Source organism: Aliiroseovarius sp. PTFE2010 (assembly GCF_049943335.1).
Classification (GTDB): domain Bacteria; phylum Pseudomonadota; class Alphaproteobacteria; order Rhodobacterales; family Rhodobacteraceae; genus JBNFVY01.
In genome coordinates this window covers 64,322-84,394 of record NZ_JBNFVY010000008.1, presented here as the reverse complement: position 1 = coordinate 84,394, position 20,073 = coordinate 64,322, and the positions used below count along the sequence as shown (strand labels likewise).

General features: G+C 55.6%; 18 protein-coding genes. 11 read left to right on the top strand and 7 right to left on the bottom strand.

Going from position 1 to position 20,073, the window contains the following annotated elements; translation table 11 throughout:
- Positions 1–113: 113 nt before the first annotated feature.
- Complete coding sequence (locus ACP2AV_RS11925) at positions 114–716, top strand: LolA family protein (RefSeq protein WP_426372956.1); 603 nt, start codon at positions 114–116, stop codon at positions 714–716.
- On the opposite strand, the gene ACP2AV_RS11920 is transcribed toward ACP2AV_RS11925, so the two are convergent.
- The gene (locus ACP2AV_RS11920) at positions 717–1,304 is read right to left on the bottom strand and encodes a lytic transglycosylase (RefSeq protein WP_426372955.1); all 588 of its coding nucleotides are present in this window, start codon (positions 1,302–1,304) and stop codon (positions 717–719) included.
- 75 nt (positions 1,305–1,379) lie between these two features.
- Entirely contained in the window at positions 1,380–2,261 is an 882-nt protein-coding gene (locus ACP2AV_RS11915; RefSeq protein WP_426372954.1) for an AEC family transporter, read from the bottom strand.
- An 85-nt stretch (positions 2,262–2,346) separates the two neighbouring features.
- Here ACP2AV_RS11915 and hspQ point away from each other — a divergent pair, with 85 nt between their 5' ends.
- A complete protein-coding gene (gene hspQ / locus ACP2AV_RS11910) occupies positions 2,347–2,673 on the top strand; it encodes a heat shock protein HspQ (protein WP_426372982.1) in 327 nt (108 codons plus the stop codon).
- A 355-nt stretch (positions 2,674–3,028) separates the two neighbouring features.
- Here the strand turns inward: hspQ and ACP2AV_RS11905 are convergent, their stop codons facing one another.
- Together ACP2AV_RS11905 and ACP2AV_RS11900 are read right to left on the bottom strand one after the other, a co-directional pair.
- Positions 3,029–3,505 carry an ATP-binding protein gene (locus tag ACP2AV_RS11905; RefSeq protein ID WP_426372953.1) on the bottom strand — a complete coding sequence of 159 codons (477 nt, stop codon included), beginning with the start codon at positions 3,503–3,505 and terminating at the stop codon, positions 3,029–3,031.
- Complete coding sequence (locus ACP2AV_RS11900; RefSeq protein WP_426372952.1) at positions 3,498–3,839, bottom strand: STAS domain-containing protein; 342 nt, start codon at positions 3,837–3,839, stop codon at positions 3,498–3,500. Before ACP2AV_RS11900 ends, ACP2AV_RS11905 begins: the two co-directional genes overlap by 8 nt.
- An 89-nt stretch (positions 3,840–3,928) precedes the next feature.
- On the opposite strand from ACP2AV_RS11900, the gene ACP2AV_RS11895 reads away from it, so the two are divergent.
- The 9 genes from ACP2AV_RS11895 (at position 3,929) to ACP2AV_RS11855 (ending at position 15,216) form a co-directional block, all read left to right on the top strand.
- Positions 3,929–5,089 carry a thiolase family protein gene (locus tag ACP2AV_RS11895; protein ID WP_426372951.1) on the top strand — a complete coding sequence of 387 codons (1,161 nt, stop codon included), beginning with the start codon at positions 3,929–3,931 and terminating at the stop codon, positions 5,087–5,089.
- 473 nt (positions 5,090–5,562) lie between these two features.
- The gene (locus tag ACP2AV_RS11890; protein WP_426372950.1) at positions 5,563–6,210 is read left to right on the top strand and encodes a pseudouridine synthase; all 648 of its coding nucleotides are present in this window, start codon (positions 5,563–5,565) and stop codon (positions 6,208–6,210) included.
- A gap of 699 nt (positions 6,211–6,909) precedes the next feature.
- Positions 6,910–8,238: an ABC transporter substrate-binding protein gene (locus ACP2AV_RS11885; protein ID WP_426372949.1), complete on the top strand. Its 1,329-nt coding sequence runs from the start codon at positions 6,910–6,912 to the stop codon at positions 8,236–8,238.
- A 158-nt stretch (positions 8,239–8,396) separates the two neighbouring features.
- A complete protein-coding gene (locus ACP2AV_RS11880; protein WP_426372948.1) occupies positions 8,397–9,293 on the top strand; it encodes a branched-chain amino acid ABC transporter permease in 897 nt (298 codons plus the stop codon).
- Positions 9,294–9,301: 8 nt separating this feature from the next.
- Complete coding sequence (locus ACP2AV_RS11875; protein ID WP_426372947.1) at positions 9,302–10,270, top strand: branched-chain amino acid ABC transporter permease; 969 nt, start codon at positions 9,302–9,304, stop codon at positions 10,268–10,270.
- Between the two features lie 2 nt (positions 10,271–10,272).
- Positions 10,273–11,064: an ABC transporter ATP-binding protein gene (locus ACP2AV_RS11870; RefSeq protein WP_426372946.1), complete on the top strand. Its 792-nt coding sequence runs from the start codon at positions 10,273–10,275 to the stop codon at positions 11,062–11,064.
- Entirely contained in the window at positions 11,064–11,723 is a 660-nt protein-coding gene (locus tag ACP2AV_RS11865) for an ABC transporter ATP-binding protein (RefSeq protein ID WP_426372945.1), read from the top strand. The genes ACP2AV_RS11870 and ACP2AV_RS11865 overlap by 1 nt, the downstream gene beginning before the upstream one ends.
- A gap of 491 nt (positions 11,724–12,214) precedes the next feature.
- A complete protein-coding gene (locus ACP2AV_RS11860; protein ID WP_426372944.1) occupies positions 12,215–13,372 on the top strand; it encodes an iron-containing alcohol dehydrogenase in 1,158 nt (385 codons plus the stop codon).
- Positions 13,373–13,731: 359 nt separating this feature from the next.
- Positions 13,732–15,216: an NAD-dependent succinate-semialdehyde dehydrogenase gene (locus ACP2AV_RS11855; protein WP_426372943.1), complete on the top strand. Its 1,485-nt coding sequence runs from the start codon at positions 13,732–13,734 to the stop codon at positions 15,214–15,216.
- Positions 15,217–15,425: 209 nt separating this feature from the next.
- Here the strand turns inward: ACP2AV_RS11855 and ACP2AV_RS11850 are convergent, their stop codons facing one another.
- Genes ACP2AV_RS11850 through ACP2AV_RS11840 form a run of 3 tightly spaced genes read right to left on the bottom strand, consistent with a single transcriptional unit; the run spans position 15,426 to position 19,665 of the window.
- Entirely contained in the window at positions 15,426–16,682 is a 1,257-nt protein-coding gene (locus ACP2AV_RS11850) for an ABC transporter substrate-binding protein (protein ID WP_426372942.1), read from the bottom strand.
- On the bottom strand, positions 16,679–18,016 hold the full coding sequence (locus tag ACP2AV_RS11845) for a sigma-54-dependent transcriptional regulator (RefSeq protein WP_426372941.1): 1,338 nt from the start codon (positions 18,014–18,016) through the stop codon (positions 16,679–16,681). Before ACP2AV_RS11845 ends, ACP2AV_RS11850 begins: the two co-directional genes overlap by 4 nt.
- Positions 18,016–19,665 carry a sensor histidine kinase gene (locus ACP2AV_RS11840; RefSeq protein ID WP_426372940.1) on the bottom strand — a complete coding sequence of 550 codons (1,650 nt, stop codon included), beginning with the start codon at positions 19,663–19,665 and terminating at the stop codon, positions 18,016–18,018. Before ACP2AV_RS11840 ends, ACP2AV_RS11845 begins: the two co-directional genes overlap by 1 nt.
- Positions 19,666–20,073: the final 408 nt, after the last annotated feature.

Here is a 20,073-nt window from a genome sequence, read left to right as displayed (position 1 = left end):
ATTCAAGGGCGTCGAAGGCCCCAGTGGAATGGCGTGAGCGGTCGCGTGCCGCTCATTTCACCGTGATTGAAATGTGTGGTGTCATCCTGCCTGCCACGCGCTATCTTTGCGGCATGATTACACGTCGTTTTGCCTTGGCAATTCTTGTTGCCTCCGTTGTCGCTACGCCAGTTGCCGCAGAAAAACTGTCGCTTCAAGCCATTTCCAATTACTTGAACGGGCTCAAGACCGCATCGGGCGAATTCACCCAAGTCAACGATGACGGCACGATCCTGACCGGGACGATCCTGATCAAGCGTCCTGGGCGGGTGCGCTTCGATTACAATCCGCCGGAACGAACGCTGGTCATGGCCGGGGGGTCCGAGGTGGCGATCTTCGACGGCAAGTCGAACCAATCGCCCGAACGATACCCCCTTGCGCGCACGCCCCTGTCGCTGATTCTTGCGCGCAACGTCGATCTGACGCGCGACCGCATGGTGGTCGGGCACAAATCTGATGCGACAACCACGACAGTGGTGGCGCAAGACCCCGATCACCCCGAATACGGGTCCATCGAAATGGTCTTTACGGCCAACCCGGTCGAGCTGCGTCAATGGATCATTCGCGACGGCGGCGGATCCGAAACGACAGTCATTTTGGGCGAGTTGGAAAAGGGCCTCGCGATCGGCGACACCAAGTTCAACATTCCTCAGGAAATCACCCGCCGCGGACTGTGATCAAAACCGCCGCGGACAGGTTGCCATCTGGATGGTATAGAGCTGCGCGCGTTGCGCCACTTCGCCCGACACCCTCAACAACCAGGGCTTTGAGCGATAGCTTCCGCGTGCATATCCGCTGCGCCCTTCGTGATAGGCAAGGTATTGGTTCCCGGCGTCGGTTTTTGGAATGCCCAATCGTTTGGTCGAGCCATCCATGTACCAGCCGATGAAATCCGTCGCGTCCGCGATCCGGTCCCGACGCGCGGTGCGATTGCCGGTCTCGCGCTTGTATTCTTTCCACGTCGCGTCAAGCGCCTGACTGTATCCATAGGCGCTACTCTGGCGGCCCATGGGGATGACGCCCAAGGCGAATTGATAGGGGGTCCGCGCATTCCCGATGAATTTGCTTTCCTGATAGATTGTCGCCATCTGAACGGCGACCGGAACGCCCCAACGACGTTCGGATCGTTTCATAGCTTTGATATATTGCGGTCTCTCGGCGGCAATGGCACAGGCATTGTCCAGTTGCCGTGGCGCCGAAAAGTTGCCGCTGCCGCATGCGGCAGCAAAGCTCAGTAATATCAGAGCGCGAAGAAGTCTGCTCATTTGCCTCGCTCGCATTTTTGTTTTTTGGCACCATAGCGCGCGCTGGCCTGCAAGAAAACGGAAAATCCGCAGGATTCAGATCACAAACGCCAATGTCAGCGGAAGCGTGACCACTGATAATAGTGTGGAAACGACGACAAGCCCCGCGACCGCGTCTGCGTCTGCGCCATATTTTTCCGCCAGCAAGTAGGACGTTACCGCGACCGGCGTTGCGATCTGAATCACAAGAACCGCAAATGCAACCGGGTCCAGATGGAACGCCAGCCCGACACCCCAGGCAATCCCCGCGCACAAGGCGAACTTCAAAATTGAAACCCATATCGCGCGGCCCAATCCGCCTGGGGTCAGACGCGCAATTGCCACGCCCAGTGTGATCAGCATTATCGGGATTGCCAGCTGTCCGATGAGCGTCAGGGTGTTGGTCAGAAACGTCGGCGTTTCCCACCCTTGCCACAGGAAAATCCCGCCCAAAATCGTTGCCCCGACCAAAGGTTCCTTGATGACCTTCCCCAATCCACCGCCATCCGACACAAGCCAGACGCCGAAGGTGAATGACCAGATTGCCATGATCGCGAAGACTACGACGGCGTAGCCCAGCCCTTCGTCCCCAAATGCAAACAGGGCGAGCGGCAAGCCAAGATTGCCGGTGTTGCCAAAAATGAGCGGCGCCAAGTAGGTCCGGGAATCCATGCCGACCCCCTTCACCAAAATCCACATCACGACGGTCACCGCAGCATAGGCTACGATGGAAGCCAATGAGACTGCGGCAAGGGCTTGCGGCGAGACATCGGTTTTCATGAGTGAAGTGAAAATAAGGCAAGGAACCGACAGGGTCATTGCCAGTTGCGTAACAAACTGAATTCTATATTCGAATCCCAGTTTTACCCATGCGAATCCAACCAGTGCGAGCAAAAAAACAGGGGCGACAATTTCCAGAACTGTCAAGACAAGGTTCACAGACTGTTTCCCTATTTTTCAGCGTAGATGAATGGACATGCTCTTAATGAAAGGATTACTAACAGAGTACGGGGGTTGCAAACGAATGCTCAGAGCGCGTGCGAAATATCATCTAGGCCAAGTGGTCCGCCACCGGAAGCATCCCTTCCGGGGGGTGGTGTTTGACGTGGATCCTGAGTTTTCGAATACCGAGGAATGGTATGATGCAATCCCAGAGGAAGCACGCCCCCGTCGTGAACAACCGTTTTATCACCTGCTCGCTGAAAACGACCAAAGTTACTACGTTGCGTATGTGAGTGAGCAAAACCTGATCGCAGATTACTCTGGCCAGCCGGTTGACCACCCCGATCTACCCGACCTTTTCGGGCCGTTTGAGGATGGACAATATCCACTCCACTTCCAGTTGAACTGATCGCCGCCACACGCCTTGTTTTATGCGTGGTTAGCAGTCACGCACACCATACAGTCGTAAGTGTCGTGTGATATGTTCCTCGGCGCCGCGCACTGGGTGGGGGCTGTTTAACGCGACGCCGAGGGAAGCTATATGCAGCTACCCAGCTCTTTTGACGGTTGAATGGGGCGTGGCTTTGATCGAAATAAGGCGTTTTCGGGACGTGACACACGCTAAGCGCGAACTGTAAGAATGCCAGGCATAAGAGCCCACCAAGATGGGCCACACGTCACATTTCAAGCGGCATTTTTCATCGCAAACGGGGCAGGATTGCGCAGCTTGCGCGCATCCTTGCCTGGAATTTTGAAATATGGACCTAGTTCAGCTGAATCACATTGCCGACGGCAATGCGAAACGTGACTTGGTTTGCATTATCGACACGGGAATATTCCAGGTCCCGCGCAATCTCTCGGATGAGGAACCAACCAAATCCACCTTCGGCGAGGTCTTCAGTTTCGGCGGTTGGATCGGCCGTCATCCCCAAGGGGGGCTCTCCGTTCGGCATGGCGGCGCCGAAGTCGAGAATGGTAAATTTCAATCCCCGGTCCGTCAGGTCCGATGTCAGAACGACCTTGCCGCCTTTGTCCTCTCCGTAAGCATGTTCGACAATATTATTCAGCGTTTCAGCAAGAACCAATTCTACCGAACCGATCTCTTCTTCTGAATAGTTGCGCGCGCGCAGGCATCCAATCAGTCCGCACAAGACAGCGCGCACCTCTTTGAAAGAAGCGTCAAAGGTACGTTCGAACAGGCGTTCACCGTTTCCTCCTGTCGTCTTAACAGGTTTACACATCGGCAAGCCCGGCAACCGCATCGCTCGCATTCTGGTGAATCGTGAAAACGGCATCCAGGCGCGTGAGTCGAAACACCTTGGCGACATTTTCCGTCAGTCCGGCCAATTCCAACGTTTGGTTCGCATCCAGTTGCTTCATTGCGGCCACAACCGCGCCCAAGCCGCTCGAATCCAAAAAATCCACCTTTTCCATATTCAAGATGACACGTTTGGGCCCGCCAGAAGTCAACGCCCGCATGGAATCCTTGAACTGAATAGCGACCGACGCGTCGATACGTGAATCGTCGACCGAAACCAAAACGGCATCCGCATAATGATCAATTTCTAGGTTCATCGGGATGTCTCCTGTTCTCGACACTTGGACGCAGAATAGCTAGGAATTGTTACCAATCGGTTTTCGCTATTTGGATGGGGAGAGATGTCATGCGCGAAGTGTTCATTCTGGGGGCCAAACGAACTGCAATGGGTGGGTTCCAGGGCGTCTTTACCGACCAACCAGCCGCGGATTTGGGCGGAGAGGCGATCCGTTCCGCACTGTCGGACGCAAAGACAGATCCAAGCCAAGTAGACGAGGTTTTGATGGGTTGCGTTCTGCCGGCCGGGCAGGGGCAGGCGCCTGCGCGACAAGCCGGGTTCGCCGCGGGTTTGTCCGACGCAACGCCGGCGACCACCCTGAACAAAATGTGTGGCTCGGGCATGAAAGCGGCCATGATTGCTTTCGACCAGATCGCACTTGGCGGGGCCGAGGTGATGGTGGCCGGTGGTATGGAAAGCATGACAAACGCGCCTTACTTGCTGCCCAAGATGCGCGTCGGGGCGCGGCTGGGACATGCTCAGGTGATGGACCACATGTTTCTTGACGGGTTGGAAGACGCCTATGACAAGGGCCGCCTGATGGGCACATTTGCCGAAGACTGCGCAGAAGCCTTCCAGTTCACCCGCCAGGCACAGGACGACTACGCGCTTGCCTCATTGTCGCGGGCTCTGGAGGCGCAGGAAAGCGGGGCATTTGATAATGAAATCACACCCGTAGCCCTTTCGACCCGCAAAGGCGAAACCACGGTCGCGGCCGATGAACAGCCGGCCAATGCGCGTCCCGACAAAATTCCGCTGTTGAAGCCTGCGTTCCGAAAAGACGGCACCGTGACGCCGGCCAATTCTTCGTCCATTTCGGATGGGGCAGCGGCCTTGGTGCTGGCGTCAACGCCCGAAGGCGCGCGGGCACGGATTTTGGGCCATGCCAGCCACGCGCACGCACCCGCGCACTTTCCGACAGCCCCGGTTCCAGCGGCACAAAAGTTGCTGGAAAAAATCGGCTGGGCCAAGGAAGACGTGGATTTGTGGGAGGTGAACGAAGCCTTCGCCGTTGTTCCGATGGCTTTCATGCACGAGATGGGGCTAAGCCATGACATCGTGAATGTGAATGGCGGTGCCTGCGCTCTGGGTCATCCGATCGGCGCGTCCGGTGCCCGAATCATCGTCACTTTGCTGAACGCTTTGGAAAAACGGGATCTAAAACGCGGCGTCGCAGCGATCTGCATCGGCGGCGGCGAAGGCACGGCCATCGCGATTGAGCGGGTTTAGCGCGCTCAGTCCCCCAAAAGGGCGCACCGAGCATTCCCACGACCAAGTCCACAGGGAATCTGTTGGCCTTGGTCCGCAGCGCCAACCGTGCGGGGACAACTGGTTAGGTGGTCGCAGGGGCCTATGCACCAGCGGGCGGGCGATATGAACGCAAGGGACATAGCCCGAGGGTGGGTGGAGACGGCGATAATCCCGATGCCTTCACGCGACATGACGCGGATGCGTTAAGCGAAATGTTGACGGATGTGTTCGCCCAGGGTGCATGAAGTGTAGACTGGTCGCTGTGCGCGCATGACCGTGACCTGACGGGCCAAGCGCCCGCTCCAAGGCGCGGTCGGTGCATTGGATGAAGACAGAGGCTTGCGGTCGGAGCAGCCATTTTCACGGCCGACAACGGTGATGCCTTTGATGTCGGCGGGGCCCTACTACTCAATCAACTGGACGCGCCGACCGTCAACCGTTACCCCGCCGTCATGAATGACGCCTATGCCCCGCCGCAGGACCCGTTGGTTATCCTGCATCACGATCACGAACTTCTGGCCGTCGACAAACCCGCCGGTCTGCTGTCCGTTCCGGGCAAGGGTGCGCACCTGGCCGACTGCCTGTTGTCACGTGTTCAGGCCGTGTTTCCAGAAGCGCTTTTGGTCCATCGACTGGACCGCGACACATCGGGCGTGATGGTGTTTGCCCTGTCGCCCCACGCGCAACGGCACTTGGGGCTACAGTTCGAAAAACGCCAGACGAAGAAGACTTATGTGGCGCGGGTCTGGGGCGAACTGACGCCAAAGACCGGAACCATCGATTTGCCCCTGATCGTGGATTGGCCCAACCGGCCGCTTCAGAAAGTCGATCACGAAAATGGCAAGCAGGCGATCACTGACTACCGTGTTCTTCGGGCACGCGACGGGGAAAGCCGGGTACGTCTGTTCCCCAAGACCGGTCGGTCACACCAGTTGCGGGTTCATATGCTTGAAATTGGCCACCCGATTTTGGGCGATCCGTTTTACGCTGCTGGGCCCGCGCGCGATTTCCCGCGCCTGATGTTGCACGCCGAGGAATTGCGCGTGCGCCACCCGGACGGGGGCGCAGGCGTCAGTTTCCGGGCCAAGTGCTCGTTCTAGCCAGCGATCGGCTCTAGGGACATTCAAGGCGCGGGGGCAAGTTTTTCGTACTTGGTCGTCAGGCGCAGGACGCCGCCTCGCGCGCATGTGCCCTTCGCGATCAAATCCCAGCCCGTTGGTTGGAACATCAACCACGCCCTGAGACGAAAACAGATCGCCGGGAAATCCTAATATTCGATAGGCGGCGGTGTGACCTGATATCCATTGGCCAATAACGCGTCGCGGATTTCCAATTGTCGGGCGCGGTGTTGCGCGGTGACGGCAACGGGGTGCAACCTGCCGCCCCTATTCGCCGGCAGAAATGTCGGGGATCCCAGGCCAGAAAGGTCGACTGCTGCGACACCGCAGCGGTTGCGACTTGCGTCAAGTCGGCCAGGGAAGACCTGGTCCGACGGTGGGCAGCCGGCGCAGCGGCCTATCACACAGATTTTCCCTTGGTATCGACCGTGCCCAAAGCCAAGAAAATCCCGTTTGAGCGGTATGCGCTCAAGAAAACAGTTATCATGAGCGGTATGCGCTCGGGTACTTTTCTTCTGCAAGTTGAATGAAGTTGTCTCGTCTGCCGAAATAAGCGGACGCGATCAGACGGTCGTGTGGGGAGGATTTCGTTCAGCAAGAAGGCACGCAAAGTGCCCCGATCAATCACGATCGACTGTGCGGATTTTGATCCTTCACAAGGTCAAAACTTGGAGGAGAAGAATGGACAATTCCGTTCATAAGAAGTCGCCGTTTGGTGCGGTACTCAATAACACAACGTCGCTGTTCGCCGCTGCCGCAATTGGTCTGATGGCCACTTTTACCGCTCCGTCCGAAGCCCATGCTCAGGACAGTTCCGTCAAAGTCGGTTTTGTGACGTTCCTGTCAGGTGGTGCGGCAGGGCCCTTCGGAGTGCCTGCACGCAATGCTGCCGAATTGATGATCGAAGCCATCAACGCAGGGGCCGTGCCCGGGCAGTACAATACCGCCGGTATCGGTGGGTCCATAATTGATCCGATCTTCGTTGATGAAAACTCAAAACAAAAGAACGCGGATTATCTCAAACTTGTCGAAAAAGACGGCGTTGAAATGGTCATCGGCTATGTCTCTTCGGGCAGCTGCAAAGCGATCGCGCCGGAAGCAGAAAAGGCCGAGCGCCTGACAATCTTGTTTGATTGCGGAACACCCCAGATTTTCGAAGAAATCGTGACGGACCCGAAGTACACCTTTCGCACTGGTGGACACGCGACAATGGATAGCGTTGCTGCGGCCCGATATCTTGTCGAGACCGGGGCGCCATCCGATACCATCGCCGGTATCAACCAGAACTACGCTTTCGGACAGGACAACTGGCGTGATTTTTCCGCAACGATGGCGCAGCTGAAAAGCGGAACACAAATCGCGACAGAGCAATTCCCGAAGATCCATGCGGGTCAGTACGGCTCGGAGATTTCAGCCTTGCTGACGTCAACACCTGATGTGGTGCACTCCAGCTTTTGGGGTGGCGATCTGGAAGCCTTTATCATCCAGGGGTCCGCGCGCGGTATCTTTGAGCGCTCGAAGGTCGTTCTGAGCACTGGCGAGACGGCCATGCACCGGTTGGGCCCCCAAATGCCTGACGGAACCATCATTGGCGCGCGTGGCCCGCACGGTGATCTTGCACCCGCATCCGAGCTGAACACATGGTTCCGCAAGGCATACTTTGATCGCTTTGGGACGTTGCCGACCTATCCGTCGTACAAGATGGCTCAAGCCCTTCTTGGGGTGAAAGCGGCGGCCGACAAGGCCGGAAGCGCAGATCAGGATGCGATCATTGGGTCTCTTACAGGGCTTGAATGGGAAGGGCCAAGCGGCACCGTTTCCATGGCCCTGGCAAACGGACACCAGGCGATCCAGGGCACGGCCTATGGCACGTATCAATACGACAAGGATACAGGGTCAGCGACGCTGGTGGATATCATCCGCTTCCCTGCCGAATGCGTGAACCCGCCGGCTGGCGCGATTTCCATTGACTGGATCAATGGCGGCTTCGAAGGCGCAAAGTGCGAATAGCACAGTGACCACCCTGTCGGGGCGGCTGCACAACGTGCTGTCGCCCCGAAAGCCAATTCGCCGAGCCAGCTCGGACTTGGGATTTAGATGGTTCAGGCTTTCTTTCGGGGCCAAGCCGGTACGCCGAACAGAACGGCCCGCAATGATTGGAGTAACGTATGCTTTCCGCAGTAGCGATAGCAGTGGATGGCCTTGGTTTTGCTGCATGGCTTTTCTTGTCATCGGTGGGGCTGACGCTGATCTACGGCGTGATGCGCATTCTCAACATGGCCCACGGCGGTTTCTATGCCCTTGGGGCCTATTCATCGGCATGGGCCATCGGGCTCTACACCGCGACTGGCAGTACAGTTGCTTTCACGTTTTTGCTTATACCCCTTGCCGCACTAATCGCGGGGGTTATCGCGGGTCTGGTCGTCGAACGCGGTATCCTGAGGTTCATGTACGGGCGTGATGAAGTGCTCATGGTGCTTGTGACCTACGCGATTTTCCTCATCCTCGAAGATGTGACGAAACTGATTTGGGGCACGGATTCCTACGTTGCCTGGCAGCCGGCGTTCTATTTTGGAACCATTGACGTGTTTGGGATTCCTTACACGGTCTACAAATTCCTGATTATCGGCACGGCGATTGTCGTTGGGCTTGCGCTGTTTTACACGCTGAACAAGACCCGCATCGGCAAGTTGCTTCTTGTGGTCATTGAAGACCGTGAGATCAGCGGCGCTCTGGGCATCAATGTGACGTTCTTCTTCACCGCTACATTTGTTTTGGGCGCAGTGCTGGGGGCCTTGGGCGGCGCAATCACTGCCCCCGAAATCTCGGTCTCACCCGGCATTGGTGCCGAGATCATCGTGCTGTCGTTTGCTGTCATCGTGATCGGCGGCATGGGGTCCATCGGCGGCGCAATGCTGGGCGCTCTTATTGTGGGTTTCGCGCGTGCGGCCTCAGTCCACCTCTACCCGCCTGCTGAACTGTTCTCAATCTACCTTGTCATGGCTGCAGTTTTGGCGGTGAAGCCCTATGGCCTGTTCGCCCTGGCAGAAAGCAGAAAGATATGACCAAGAATTTGGACCGCACCGAAATCGGGCTTCTCGTGGCCCTACCTATCCTTATTTGCATCGCTTTCATATTGCCCAAATGGCTGGTGAATTACGTGCACGTGTCCTTGGGAACAGGCCTTGTTGCGCTTGGTGTGATGATCCAGATGCGCGCAGGGCTCGTGTCATTCGGTCAAGGGCTCTACTTCTGTGTCGGCGGATACGCTGCTGGCATGACGGCCAAATTCTTTGGCATCACTGATTTCTTCGTTTTGTTGGTTGTTGGCATCCTGGCGGCCCTTGTTCTCTCTACGGTGCTCGGCTTTCTGTTGCGCCGATACCGAGAGATCTTTTTCGCCATGCTTTCGCTGGCGGTTTCAATGATCCTGTTCGGTGTGCTTTCGGGCGTTGAAGAATTGGGCTCGACGGACGGCTTCAACTTGCCAACAGCGTCGTATCTTGGCTGGAGCCCAACCGGTGAAACTGCCCGACTGACGCTGTATTCGCTGACGTGCATTATCGCGATTGGCTGTGCTATTGCGCTGAATCGCTTTCTGAAAAGCCCGATCGGCTACATCAACGAAGCCATCCGCGAAAACGAATTGCGCGTAGAATATCTTGGTACGTCAGCTCACAAGGCCGTTCACATCACCTATGTTCTGGCTGCGGTCGTTTCGGCCATTGGCGGTGTGCTTTGGGCGCTGCCGCTTGGCCATGTTGATCCTGAAATGACGAATTGGACGACCTCGGGTCAATTTGTGTTTGTCTCAATCCTTTCGGGTATCGGAAACATCGCGGCACCGATGATCGGCACATTCCTCTTGGAAATCATTCGGGTGTACGCCGTCGAGATCTCTCCGAATACCTGGCAGATGATCCTGGGCACGGTGATGTTGCTCACAATCATCTTTCTTCCAAAAGGCCTGTGGTCACTGATCGCCAGAAAGAAGACGGCAACAAAACAAGAAGGTGCTGCAGCACCGTTCGCGGGTGAATAGTGATGACGACAATTCTTGAAACCAAAAACCTCGAGATGAAATTCGGCGCCGTGTACGCGGCGAAGGACATCAATATCTCGATCCAGGCCGGCGAAGTCATGGGCGTCATCGGATCGAACGGGGCCGGCAAAACAACTTTCGTCAACATGGTGACCGGATACCTCAAGCCAACTTCGGGGGATATCATCTATCGCGGCAAGAGCATCACGGGCCGCCCAACGCGCGACATTACCAAGCTGGGTATTTGTCGGTCGTTTCAGATTCCGCAGCTCTTTCCTGAGTTGCCCGTGATCGAAAACATGCTGATCGCGTTGACGATCGCAAAACAGGACAGACCTGTTCTGTTCAAACCTGCCGTCGATAGCCAGCTGGAAAAAGAGGCGCATGAGTTGCTCGCACGGTTCAGCATCGAGCGCTACGCCGACCAAGAGATCCAGACCCTACCCCAAGGCGTGCGCAAACTGGTGGATATTGCCATGGCAACCGTCTCAGAACCTGATCTGCTGTTTCTTGATGAGCCGACCAGTGGGGTCAGCGCGGATGAAAAGATGGATTTCATGCGTGTTCTTATCGATGCGCTGAAGACCACCAAAACGGCCGTTCTCTTTATCGAACACGACATGGAAATCGTTGAAGAATTTTCGCCCCGCTGCGTCGCCTTTTATGAGGGCACCATTCTTGCCGATGGACCAACAGCAGAGGTCCTGGAGAACCAGAAGGTGCGTGAATTCGTGATTGGCAGTGAACTCCACCGCAACGCGGCCGACGACAAGCAACCAACGGGAGCAAACTGATGCTGGCAATCGATAACATCAGCCTATCCATCCAACGCGTGCCCATACTTCGGGATGTGAGCTTGGAAATCGAAACGGGAACGACATGCGGTCTGGTCGGGCGAAATGGGGCCGGCAAGACCACACTGATGCGCTCCATCATGGGGATCCTGCCTGTCGAGAAGGGCAGCATTCGGTTCAATCATGTCGATCTGCACACGGCCAAAGCGCATGAGCGGGCGGCCTTGGGTATCGGGTATCTTCCAGAAGATCGCCGGCTTGTCCCGCATTTCACGGTCGAAGAGAACATCCTGGTTTCCCTCTGGGCCACCAAAAACACCGATACTGCCCGATTGAAATGGGTCTATGAACTGATGCCAGAAATTGGCCGGTTTGCCGATCGAAAGGCGCTTACCCTCAGTGGCGGTCAGCAAAAACTGGTCGCTTTGGCGCGTGCATTGGTCGCCGGTTCCAACCTTCTTCTGCTTGATGAACCCTTCGAAGGTGTCGCGCCGGCACTTGCGGCGCGTCTGATGGAAGTGATCGGAAATCTCAGGTCTGAACATCTCACAGTCCTGGTGTCCGAGTCAGATTACACGCATTCGCAAAAGGTGGTCGACAAGGTCTATTCGATCGAACGCGGTCAGATCAGCCTGATGACCAACACTGAAGCGGCCTAGCCGCCAACACACTGTCAGAACGCTCACATACATGAACCAACCGGGGCGCAGTGAAACAGAAGCCATCGATTTCGGAGTTTTCCGAAAGGCTCGATCAAGGGGGGCGTCAACATGTCAGACGATCAGGTTTGGATGAGTGGGAAATCGGTTGAGATGACCAGTTGTGATGACATCGTGAGGGGAACAAAGACGCTGCCGATTATAGAGTTTCCCAAGCTCTCGCCAGTTGCGCCAAACTTGCGCACTTCAGAACTGCACCCGTTGCGGCCGAAGCTTCTCCGATTGATCGATCGCCACGCCGTTTCGCATTCCGCTACCGAGGCGGTTGATGTGGGCGACATTCAAACCGGTAGCGGCGGGAGCTCTGCAGACGTCTTCCCCTATTGGGGGGCTATGATGCCCGGGTTTGGCCGCGCGATTTCGCCATCTGCGGCACCCACGAAAACAACCACACGGATATTCGAATAAGATCGAAAAAGAGAGGCCCTCCAATGAACCCATTTACCTTTAGCACCGCAGCCAGTGTCAGATTTGGTGCTGGATTGATTTCGCAGCTTGGCGAAATGGTCAAAGAAACCATTGGTACGCGCGTTCTGCTGGTTACAGATCCAGGCATGGTGGCAACGGGCATCGTCGACAAAGCACTTGCCGCGCTAAAGTCTTCCGGCGTTGAGGTGAGATTGTTTCAGGATGTGCAGGCAGACCCACCGGAAAAAGTGGTCATGCTCTGTGCCGAAGCGGCCATCGAGCATGGTTCGTATGGTGTCATTGGCCTTGGGGGCGGCTCTTCACTGGATGTGGCGAAACTGGCGGCGTTGTTGGCGCCTGGGACGGAAACCCTCAAGGACGCTTTTGGTGTCGGCAACGCGAAGGGGCCGCGTCTTCCGCTCATCCTTATTCCGACGACGTCGGGCACTGGGTCAGAAGTTACGCCGATTTCCATCGTCACCACCGGCACCAATGAAAAAATGGGGGTCGTGTCACCGGTCATCATTCCTGATATCGCTTTACTTGATCCAGAACTGACGCTGGGATTGCCCTCCCATATCACTGCAGCCACCGGCATTGACGCCATGGTGCACGCAATCGAATCCTACGCATCAACCAGTGAAAACAACAATCCGATCTCACGCATGCTTGCGGAAAAAGCGCTTGGGCTTATGGGCTCATCTTTGTTGAGTGCCGTCCAAGATGGCTCTGACCTGGAAACGCGCTCGGCAATGCTGTTGGGATCCTTGCTTGCTGGACAGGCATTCGCGAACTCTCCTGTCGCCGCTGTGCATGCCCTTGCCTACCCGTTGGGCGGTCATTTCCACATTCCACACGGATTATCAAACGCGCTGGTCTTGCCGCATGTGCTTCGTTTCAACGCTGAAACCAATCCCGAACCCTATGCGGCCATCGCACCTTATGCATTCCCCAAACTTGCCGAGGTTGGCGAACAAGGTCGGGCGCTCGCGTTCTGTGACGAGCTTCAAAAGCTCTCTGAGGCCTGCGGTTTGCAACAGTCTCTGCGCGAGATGGACATCCCCGAAGACGTGCTTCCCAAGCTCGCCGATGATGCGATGAACCAGACCCGGCTGTTGGTAAACAACCCCCGTGAGGTCACACGCGAAGATGCTTTGGCGATCTATCAAGCGGCATATTAAGGGAACGCGGATCGCGAAATGTTGGACAACCAATCGCTACACGTCGATCCGCAAACCTGGGATTACACGAAAGCGATAACCTTCGGGCACAGTGTCAGCGGCAGACGGGACTGGTGCACTGGACCGGCGGGTCCTTGTGGGATGAGACAACGTCGAGTTCAAAGACAGTATGCGTATCCTGAGACTTATCGAAACCATGACCTTCGGAAAAATCCCGTCGGATCCGTTGCCGGGTCTGGGCACAGGTCAGGTCCGACAAAAGTACACCGAACCCAGGCCGCGCGTCGTGCCAACATTTTGGGACAAGTAAGGAAACGCCCGGCGGCTGGCTGGGATACAGGAAAGCGGGATGCAGAAAGATGACTGAATTTCTAGAAACTCTGGAGCAACGGTTGAGCAACAAGAGCCTTCTGCTGAAAGGCGCCTATATCGGCGGCGAATGGCAGGCCGAGTCTTCCACCGGCGATACCTTTGAGGTCCTAAACCCGTCGACGCGAGACGTGATCGCGGTGTTGCCGGACATGGGCATAGACGAGACACGGGCGGCAATTGACGCAGCCTATGTTGCGCAGAAAGACTGGGCAGGCAAAACCGGGAAAGACCGCGCCAGCGTTCTGCGCAAGTGGTATGATCTCATGGTCGCCAATGTCGACGATCTAGGTGCAATCCTGTGTGCCGAAATGGGAAAACCCCTGGCCGAGGCCAAAGGTGAAATCCTGTATGGCGCAAGTTTCATCGAATGGTTTGCAGAAGAAGCCAAGCGCGTCTACGGCGACATCATTCCCGGGCACCAACCTGACAAAAGGATCATGGTGCTCAAGCAACCTGTCGGTGTCGTTGCATCGATTACGCCCTGGAATTTCCCGAATGCCATGATTGCCAGAAAGGTTGGGCCGGCGCTTGCGGTCGGCTGCGCTTTCGTCGCGAAGCCGGCGGCCGAAACGCCCCTTTCGGCACTGGCCATGGCGTATCTTGCCGAGCAAGCAGGACTTCCCAAAGGGCTCTTTTCAGTCGTGACCAGCAAGCAATCTTCAATCATCGGGAAAGAGTTTTGCGAAAACGCAAAGGTCCGTAAACTCACCTTCACCGGCTCGACCGAAGTCGGTCGCATCCTGATGAAGCAATCGGCGGATCAGGTGATGAAGACCTCGATGGAACTTGGCGGCAACGCACCGTTCATTGTGTTCGATGACGCGGATCTGGATGCTGCCGTTGAAGGGGCAATGATCTCAAAATATCGCAACAACGGTCAAACCTGCGTCTGCGCGAACCGTATCTACGTTCAAAGCGGCGTCTATGAAGCGTTCGCTGAAAAACTGAAAGCAGCCGTGGACGCCATGAAGGTCGGCGATGGGTTCACGGACGGAGTCGTGGCTGGCCCGCTCATCAGCACTGAGGCGGTTGCGAAAGTCAAAGAGCACATCAAGGATGCCACGTCCAAAGGCGCGTCGATTGTGACTGGCGGCAAGGCGCATGAACTGGGCGGTACGTTCTTTGAACCAACGATCCTCAAGGATGTGACCCGCGACATGCTGATAGCATCCGACGAGACGTTCGGACCCGTTGCCCCGCTGTTCAAATTTGCGAGTGTCGAGGACGTTATTGAGCAAGCGAATGACACCATCTTTGGCCTCGCGTCCTACTTTTACGCCAACGATCTTTCGAGGGTCTGGAAAGTCGCGGAAGCGCTTGAATACGGAATGGTTGGTGTGAACACTGGTCTGATTTCTACCGAGGTAGCCCCCTTTGGCGGGGTAAAGCAGTCAGGGCAAGGTCGTGAAGGATCAAAGTACGGTATCGATGATTACCTAGAGATGAAATACGTCTGCCTGGGGGGTATATGAGCCCATTCTGAGGCATGCAGTCGTGAACGTGTTGCCGCTTTAGGCGACGGCTCCCTGTCGGCGGAATGTGTCGCCCACAAAAGCTGGATTGCATTGGTTTGTTGCTTGGCTATCCTTGCGTAGAGTCCGTGCCCTGCACTCTCACGAAGTCCGCAGGTTATTTGCGCCACACCGCGCAGATTGCGCAATTGCCGCGACGCGCGGAGCTTTCACCGCGCGGAGCCGGGATCGCTGTCAAGCGACGGCCAGGTTTCCGGTGGATAGTAGATCGACCATTCACCTAGAAGGACAGTTGCAGGCACATGAGTATTGTTGAAAACTGTTTTCCCAATTGCCTGCACTTGCAAGAGTTGGTGTGACGTCGGATCCATGGTTGACCGAAAGCCTTGCGGGTCTTCGGGCAGAGACAAAGACAGGTTTTCAAGTGCGGTGCGAACGGCCTGTTTGTCAGACATGCCGCCTGCAACTTTTACGGCCTCTGCAATGGCCAAAATACCCGCATAGGCCCCCTGCGCGGCGTAGCTGGGATAGCGGCCGGCTATGTCGTAGAACTCTTCGACAAAAGTGTGATTGGCGTTCGTCGGGGGCCAATTGACGTGATGTCGAGCCGACAGAACCAGACCAAGGGGCATATCATTGCCCAGTTCGGCCAAAATTTCAAAATTGCCCCCCGCATCAAAATTCATGAACTGGGTGCGTTCGAAAAGGTTGCTCAGGCGCGCTTGTTTCACGAAGGTCACCAGATCCAACCCCCAGTGGCCGTTCACAACTATATCGGCGGGGGAATCTGAAAGCTGTTGTAGGTAAAGTGAGTAGTCGGTTTCAAACAGGCGAGGCCAATACTCGCCAGCGATTTCAAAATCCACGCCCTCCTGCCGCAAGAATTCTCTGAGATCATCCCAGGCTTGATAGCCGTATTCGTAGTCGGGCCCGATGAAGGCAATGGATAGAGGTTCATCCGGATTTTGATAACTTTCACGAATGTATTTGGCACCAGCGAGCATCGACTGCCGGGTCCCGTTGCTCATGCGAAAGTAATAGGAGTGCAGTGCTTCGGTTGTCAGGTTAGGGGATGCGTGGTCGGTTCCGATAAAGAAGGTCTCGTGCTTGAATGCCTCGGCGGAAACCGCCCGCGCGACGCTTGAACTCACAACGCCACATAGGAAATCAACCTTTTCTTCTTCGATGAAGCGACGCGCCATTTTTTCAGATCGCAAGGACTTCGACCGCGTGTCTTCAATTGTCACGTCCAGCTCTGGATCGCCTGCAGAGCCCTGAGATCTGATATGATCCAGGGCCATTTGAATCGCGACAGAGCTGTCACGCCCATAAAGCCCAGCGGGCCCGGTCAGGGGATAAAGACACCCAACCTTGACTGGCACCACTTGCGCCAAAGCTTGCGATGCGATTGAAAACGCCGCGCAACCTGCGAAACCCAGACCCCGAATGCTTTTCAACCAATTCATTGCAGACCTAGCCGGTGCATTTTACGTTTGAGCGCGTGACGAGAGATGCCCAGCCGTTCTGCGGCCACCCCCTTTTTCCCACCGGATTTCAACAGAGCATCCTGGATCATGTTTCTTTCAACGCCATCTATCGACTCTTCGATGGATACCGGCCCCACTGGATCAACGGATTGAAATTCAGATGGAAGGTGATCTGCAGAAATGACCTGTCCCGGATGAAGGATCGTCAAGCGTTCGACGAGGTTTCGCAATTCCCGAACATTTCCTGGCCAAGGGTATGAATTGAAAAACGCGATCGTGGACTTGCCAAAGCCAATAGGCTTATTCGCGGTCTCTTGCGCAAAGCGCTGCGCGAAATAACTTGCGAGCAACTCTATGTCCTGACCTCGATCCCGTAGCGGTGGAATTTCCATGGGCATGACGTTGAGACGAAAGAACAGGTCTTGGCGAAACGACCCATTCGCAACGGCTTCCTCCAAATTCTTGTTCGTGGCTGCAACGACACGAACGTCGGCGCAATGCTCGCGGGTTATTCCAACCGGGCGATAGTTCCGAGTTTCGATAAAGGTCAGCAATTTGGCTTGGACAGAAAGCGGCATTTCACTGACTTCATCAAGAAATAGCGTTCCGCCATCGGCGATTTCTACCAGGCCGCGACTGCGCGATACGTTGCCAGGAACGGCGCCCTTGTCAGCCCCGAAAAGCTCGGCCTCAATCTGCCCTTCCGGTAAAGTAGCACAGTTGATTTCGACGAACGGACTGTCTGCTTCGCTTCCTTTCAAGTGCAGTTGCTTGGCAACCACGGCTTTCCCGGCGCCAGTTTCGCCAGACAGCAACAACGTGTTCACATTGCTCTCGCTCACGCGGTTGATTTGCGCGCGCAAGCTTCGGATCAAGTGCGAATTGCCAATAAACTCGGGATCGTTCGTGTAACGTTGGCGAAGGTACTTTACTTCCGATTCAAGTTGTTTGCGTCGGCTGGTTTCTTCGATCAAATGAATTAACTCATCGATATCGAAGGGCTTTGATATGTAATCGACAGCGCCCATCTTGATAGACGTCACGGCGTCCTTCGTGTCATCGAAGGCGCTCATCATGATGACGGGCATATCTGGCGTTTCTGTCGTCATCCAATCCAACACCTCTAGCCCGGATTGGCCAGGCATTCTGATGTCGAGAAGAGCAACGTCCGGTGTGTGGCTCTTGGCCAGGTTGCATCCGGCATGCCCATTGTGGGCTTCGAGGCATTCCATCCCTGCTTGGCGAAGCGTAAATGCCAAGGACTGGGTCAGCTTTATCTCATCGTCAATAATGAGCACGGTTGTCTTTCTCATCACGCCGCTCGCTCTGGATCGATGACGGGGAACGTAATGGTGACGGTGGTACCAACCCCTGTTTCACTTTCAATCTGCATAGTGCCGCCGTTGGCCTCGACAAGCTGATTGGTTATCGACAACCCTAGACCCGAACCATCCGATTTTGTTGTAAAGAACGGTCGCAAGACCTTCGCTTTGGTCGCCTCATCAATACCCGTTCCGTCGTCCGAAACCTCCAGCACGGCGCTACGCTTGTTGCGATAGGCGCGCATGGTCAGGTGGCCTCCCTCGGGCATTGCTTCGATCGCATTGAGGGCCAGGTTGAGCATTATCTGTCGAAGATGGGACTGGTCGAGCAATAGCAGCAAATTCGACTGACCCGAGATGTTGACGACAACATTTTTTTCATGCGCAGTCGTCGCGATCAGGACCTTTATGGATTGCAGGATCTCTTTGATCGCGACTTGTTCTTTTTCTGGCTCGCTCGGTCGGGCATAGTTCAAAAGCTCACTGATCGCGCCATCAACACGGGCAATCTCTGACGAGATTACATCTAGCATTTGTTGGCGCTCGGCATCTTTTTCTGTGCGCTTCAACCCATGCACGGTGGCCGATACCGTCGTCAGTGGGTTTCGAATTTCATGCGCAATACCAGCCGCCATATTGCCAAGTGCAGCACGGCGTTCCACGTCAATCCGAGATTCAATGAGTTTGCCGAGTTGTTCTCTCATTTGGTTGTAGGATCGGGCGAGAACTCCGAGCTCTCCGGGCGCGTCTTCGGACACCGGAACACTGAAATTCCCGTTTGCAATCGCACGCGCACCTTCACTGAGTGGCTGTAGGTTGCGCGACAAACGTTCTGACATTTGCAAGAACAGGTATATCAGACAGAGCGCAGAAGCTGCCGCCGCCACCATGAGCAGATAGCGGATATAGGTTCGAGGCTCCTTGAAGATATCCCGACCCTTCACCAGTTGAATCTTCCAGCCGGGAAAAAACTGACGCGATCCCGCTATTTCGATGCCTGGCTTGGCTGCCGTGCCAACCGCCGAAAGCCTGATGCGGTCAAAAACCACGATTTGGGGGCGGTGGACATTCGGTTCGACCAGGGATGAGGTTTGCTCTGAAAGAGACGCAAGGCGCATGCGCAAGGAAACAATGCCTATGACCTCTTGATTGAGCTTCACAGGCATACTGATAAGAAACCAGCCCGGACGACCGCCTTTTGGCAGGACGGGGCCTAAGACCCCCACAGCGCCGTGTTGGATCAACGGCAGTGTATTGTAGTCATCTGGCTTGCCACGGTGACGGGTTTCCGGAATCGTTTGCAGGATATTGCCATCAATGTCTGCAAGCTCAATTGCATAGATGTCCGGGCTTTCAGTTTCAATCCTCAGAAAATCCCCCAACAACGGCGTCAGTCCGCCCGCATCCTGGTTTGAAAAGAACGCGGTTGTATCGGGCAAATCAACGATGTTTTCCAACCGATTGACCTGGACCGCCATGAAGTTGTTCAATTTCGCGGCCGTTGCTTCGAGCTCGGACTCCATGCGGTTGGTGATGAGATTGTCCAAAAGATTGGCACTGTAGCGATCATAAAGTCCGGCAATGGTTGCCAATGGAATGAGCGCGGCGACCAATGCGCCCCAAATGTAGCGTTGCGCCAAATTTAGCCGTGAAAATGGCAGCTTTAATCGCAAACAGCTTCCTCCATGAGGAAGCATACAGGCAAACGATTTCGAGCGCTAATCGCTCAAGCCACAATTTCGAGCGGATGCCGCTCATGAGAGAAAATCTGGCCCAGCCCCAAAAATTGCCGAACTCACTTTGGTCATTAGGTGTTCCGGGGACGTCTGTAACTTTGGGATTGGGCTGCCCCCATTATCCTGGCAGGTATCCGGCGTTGATAAACTTGCCTTTTGCTCATTCTGCCGATTTGGGGACACCGTGCGGCAGGGCGGCAAGTGACGACTGCTCACCAAACCTGGTTGGGGTGATCAATCGCCATCTTTCTTTTCACACGGGAATATCTGTGGGGCCCCGGGGCGGCACCGTTGTTCTTAGGCGCTGACAAA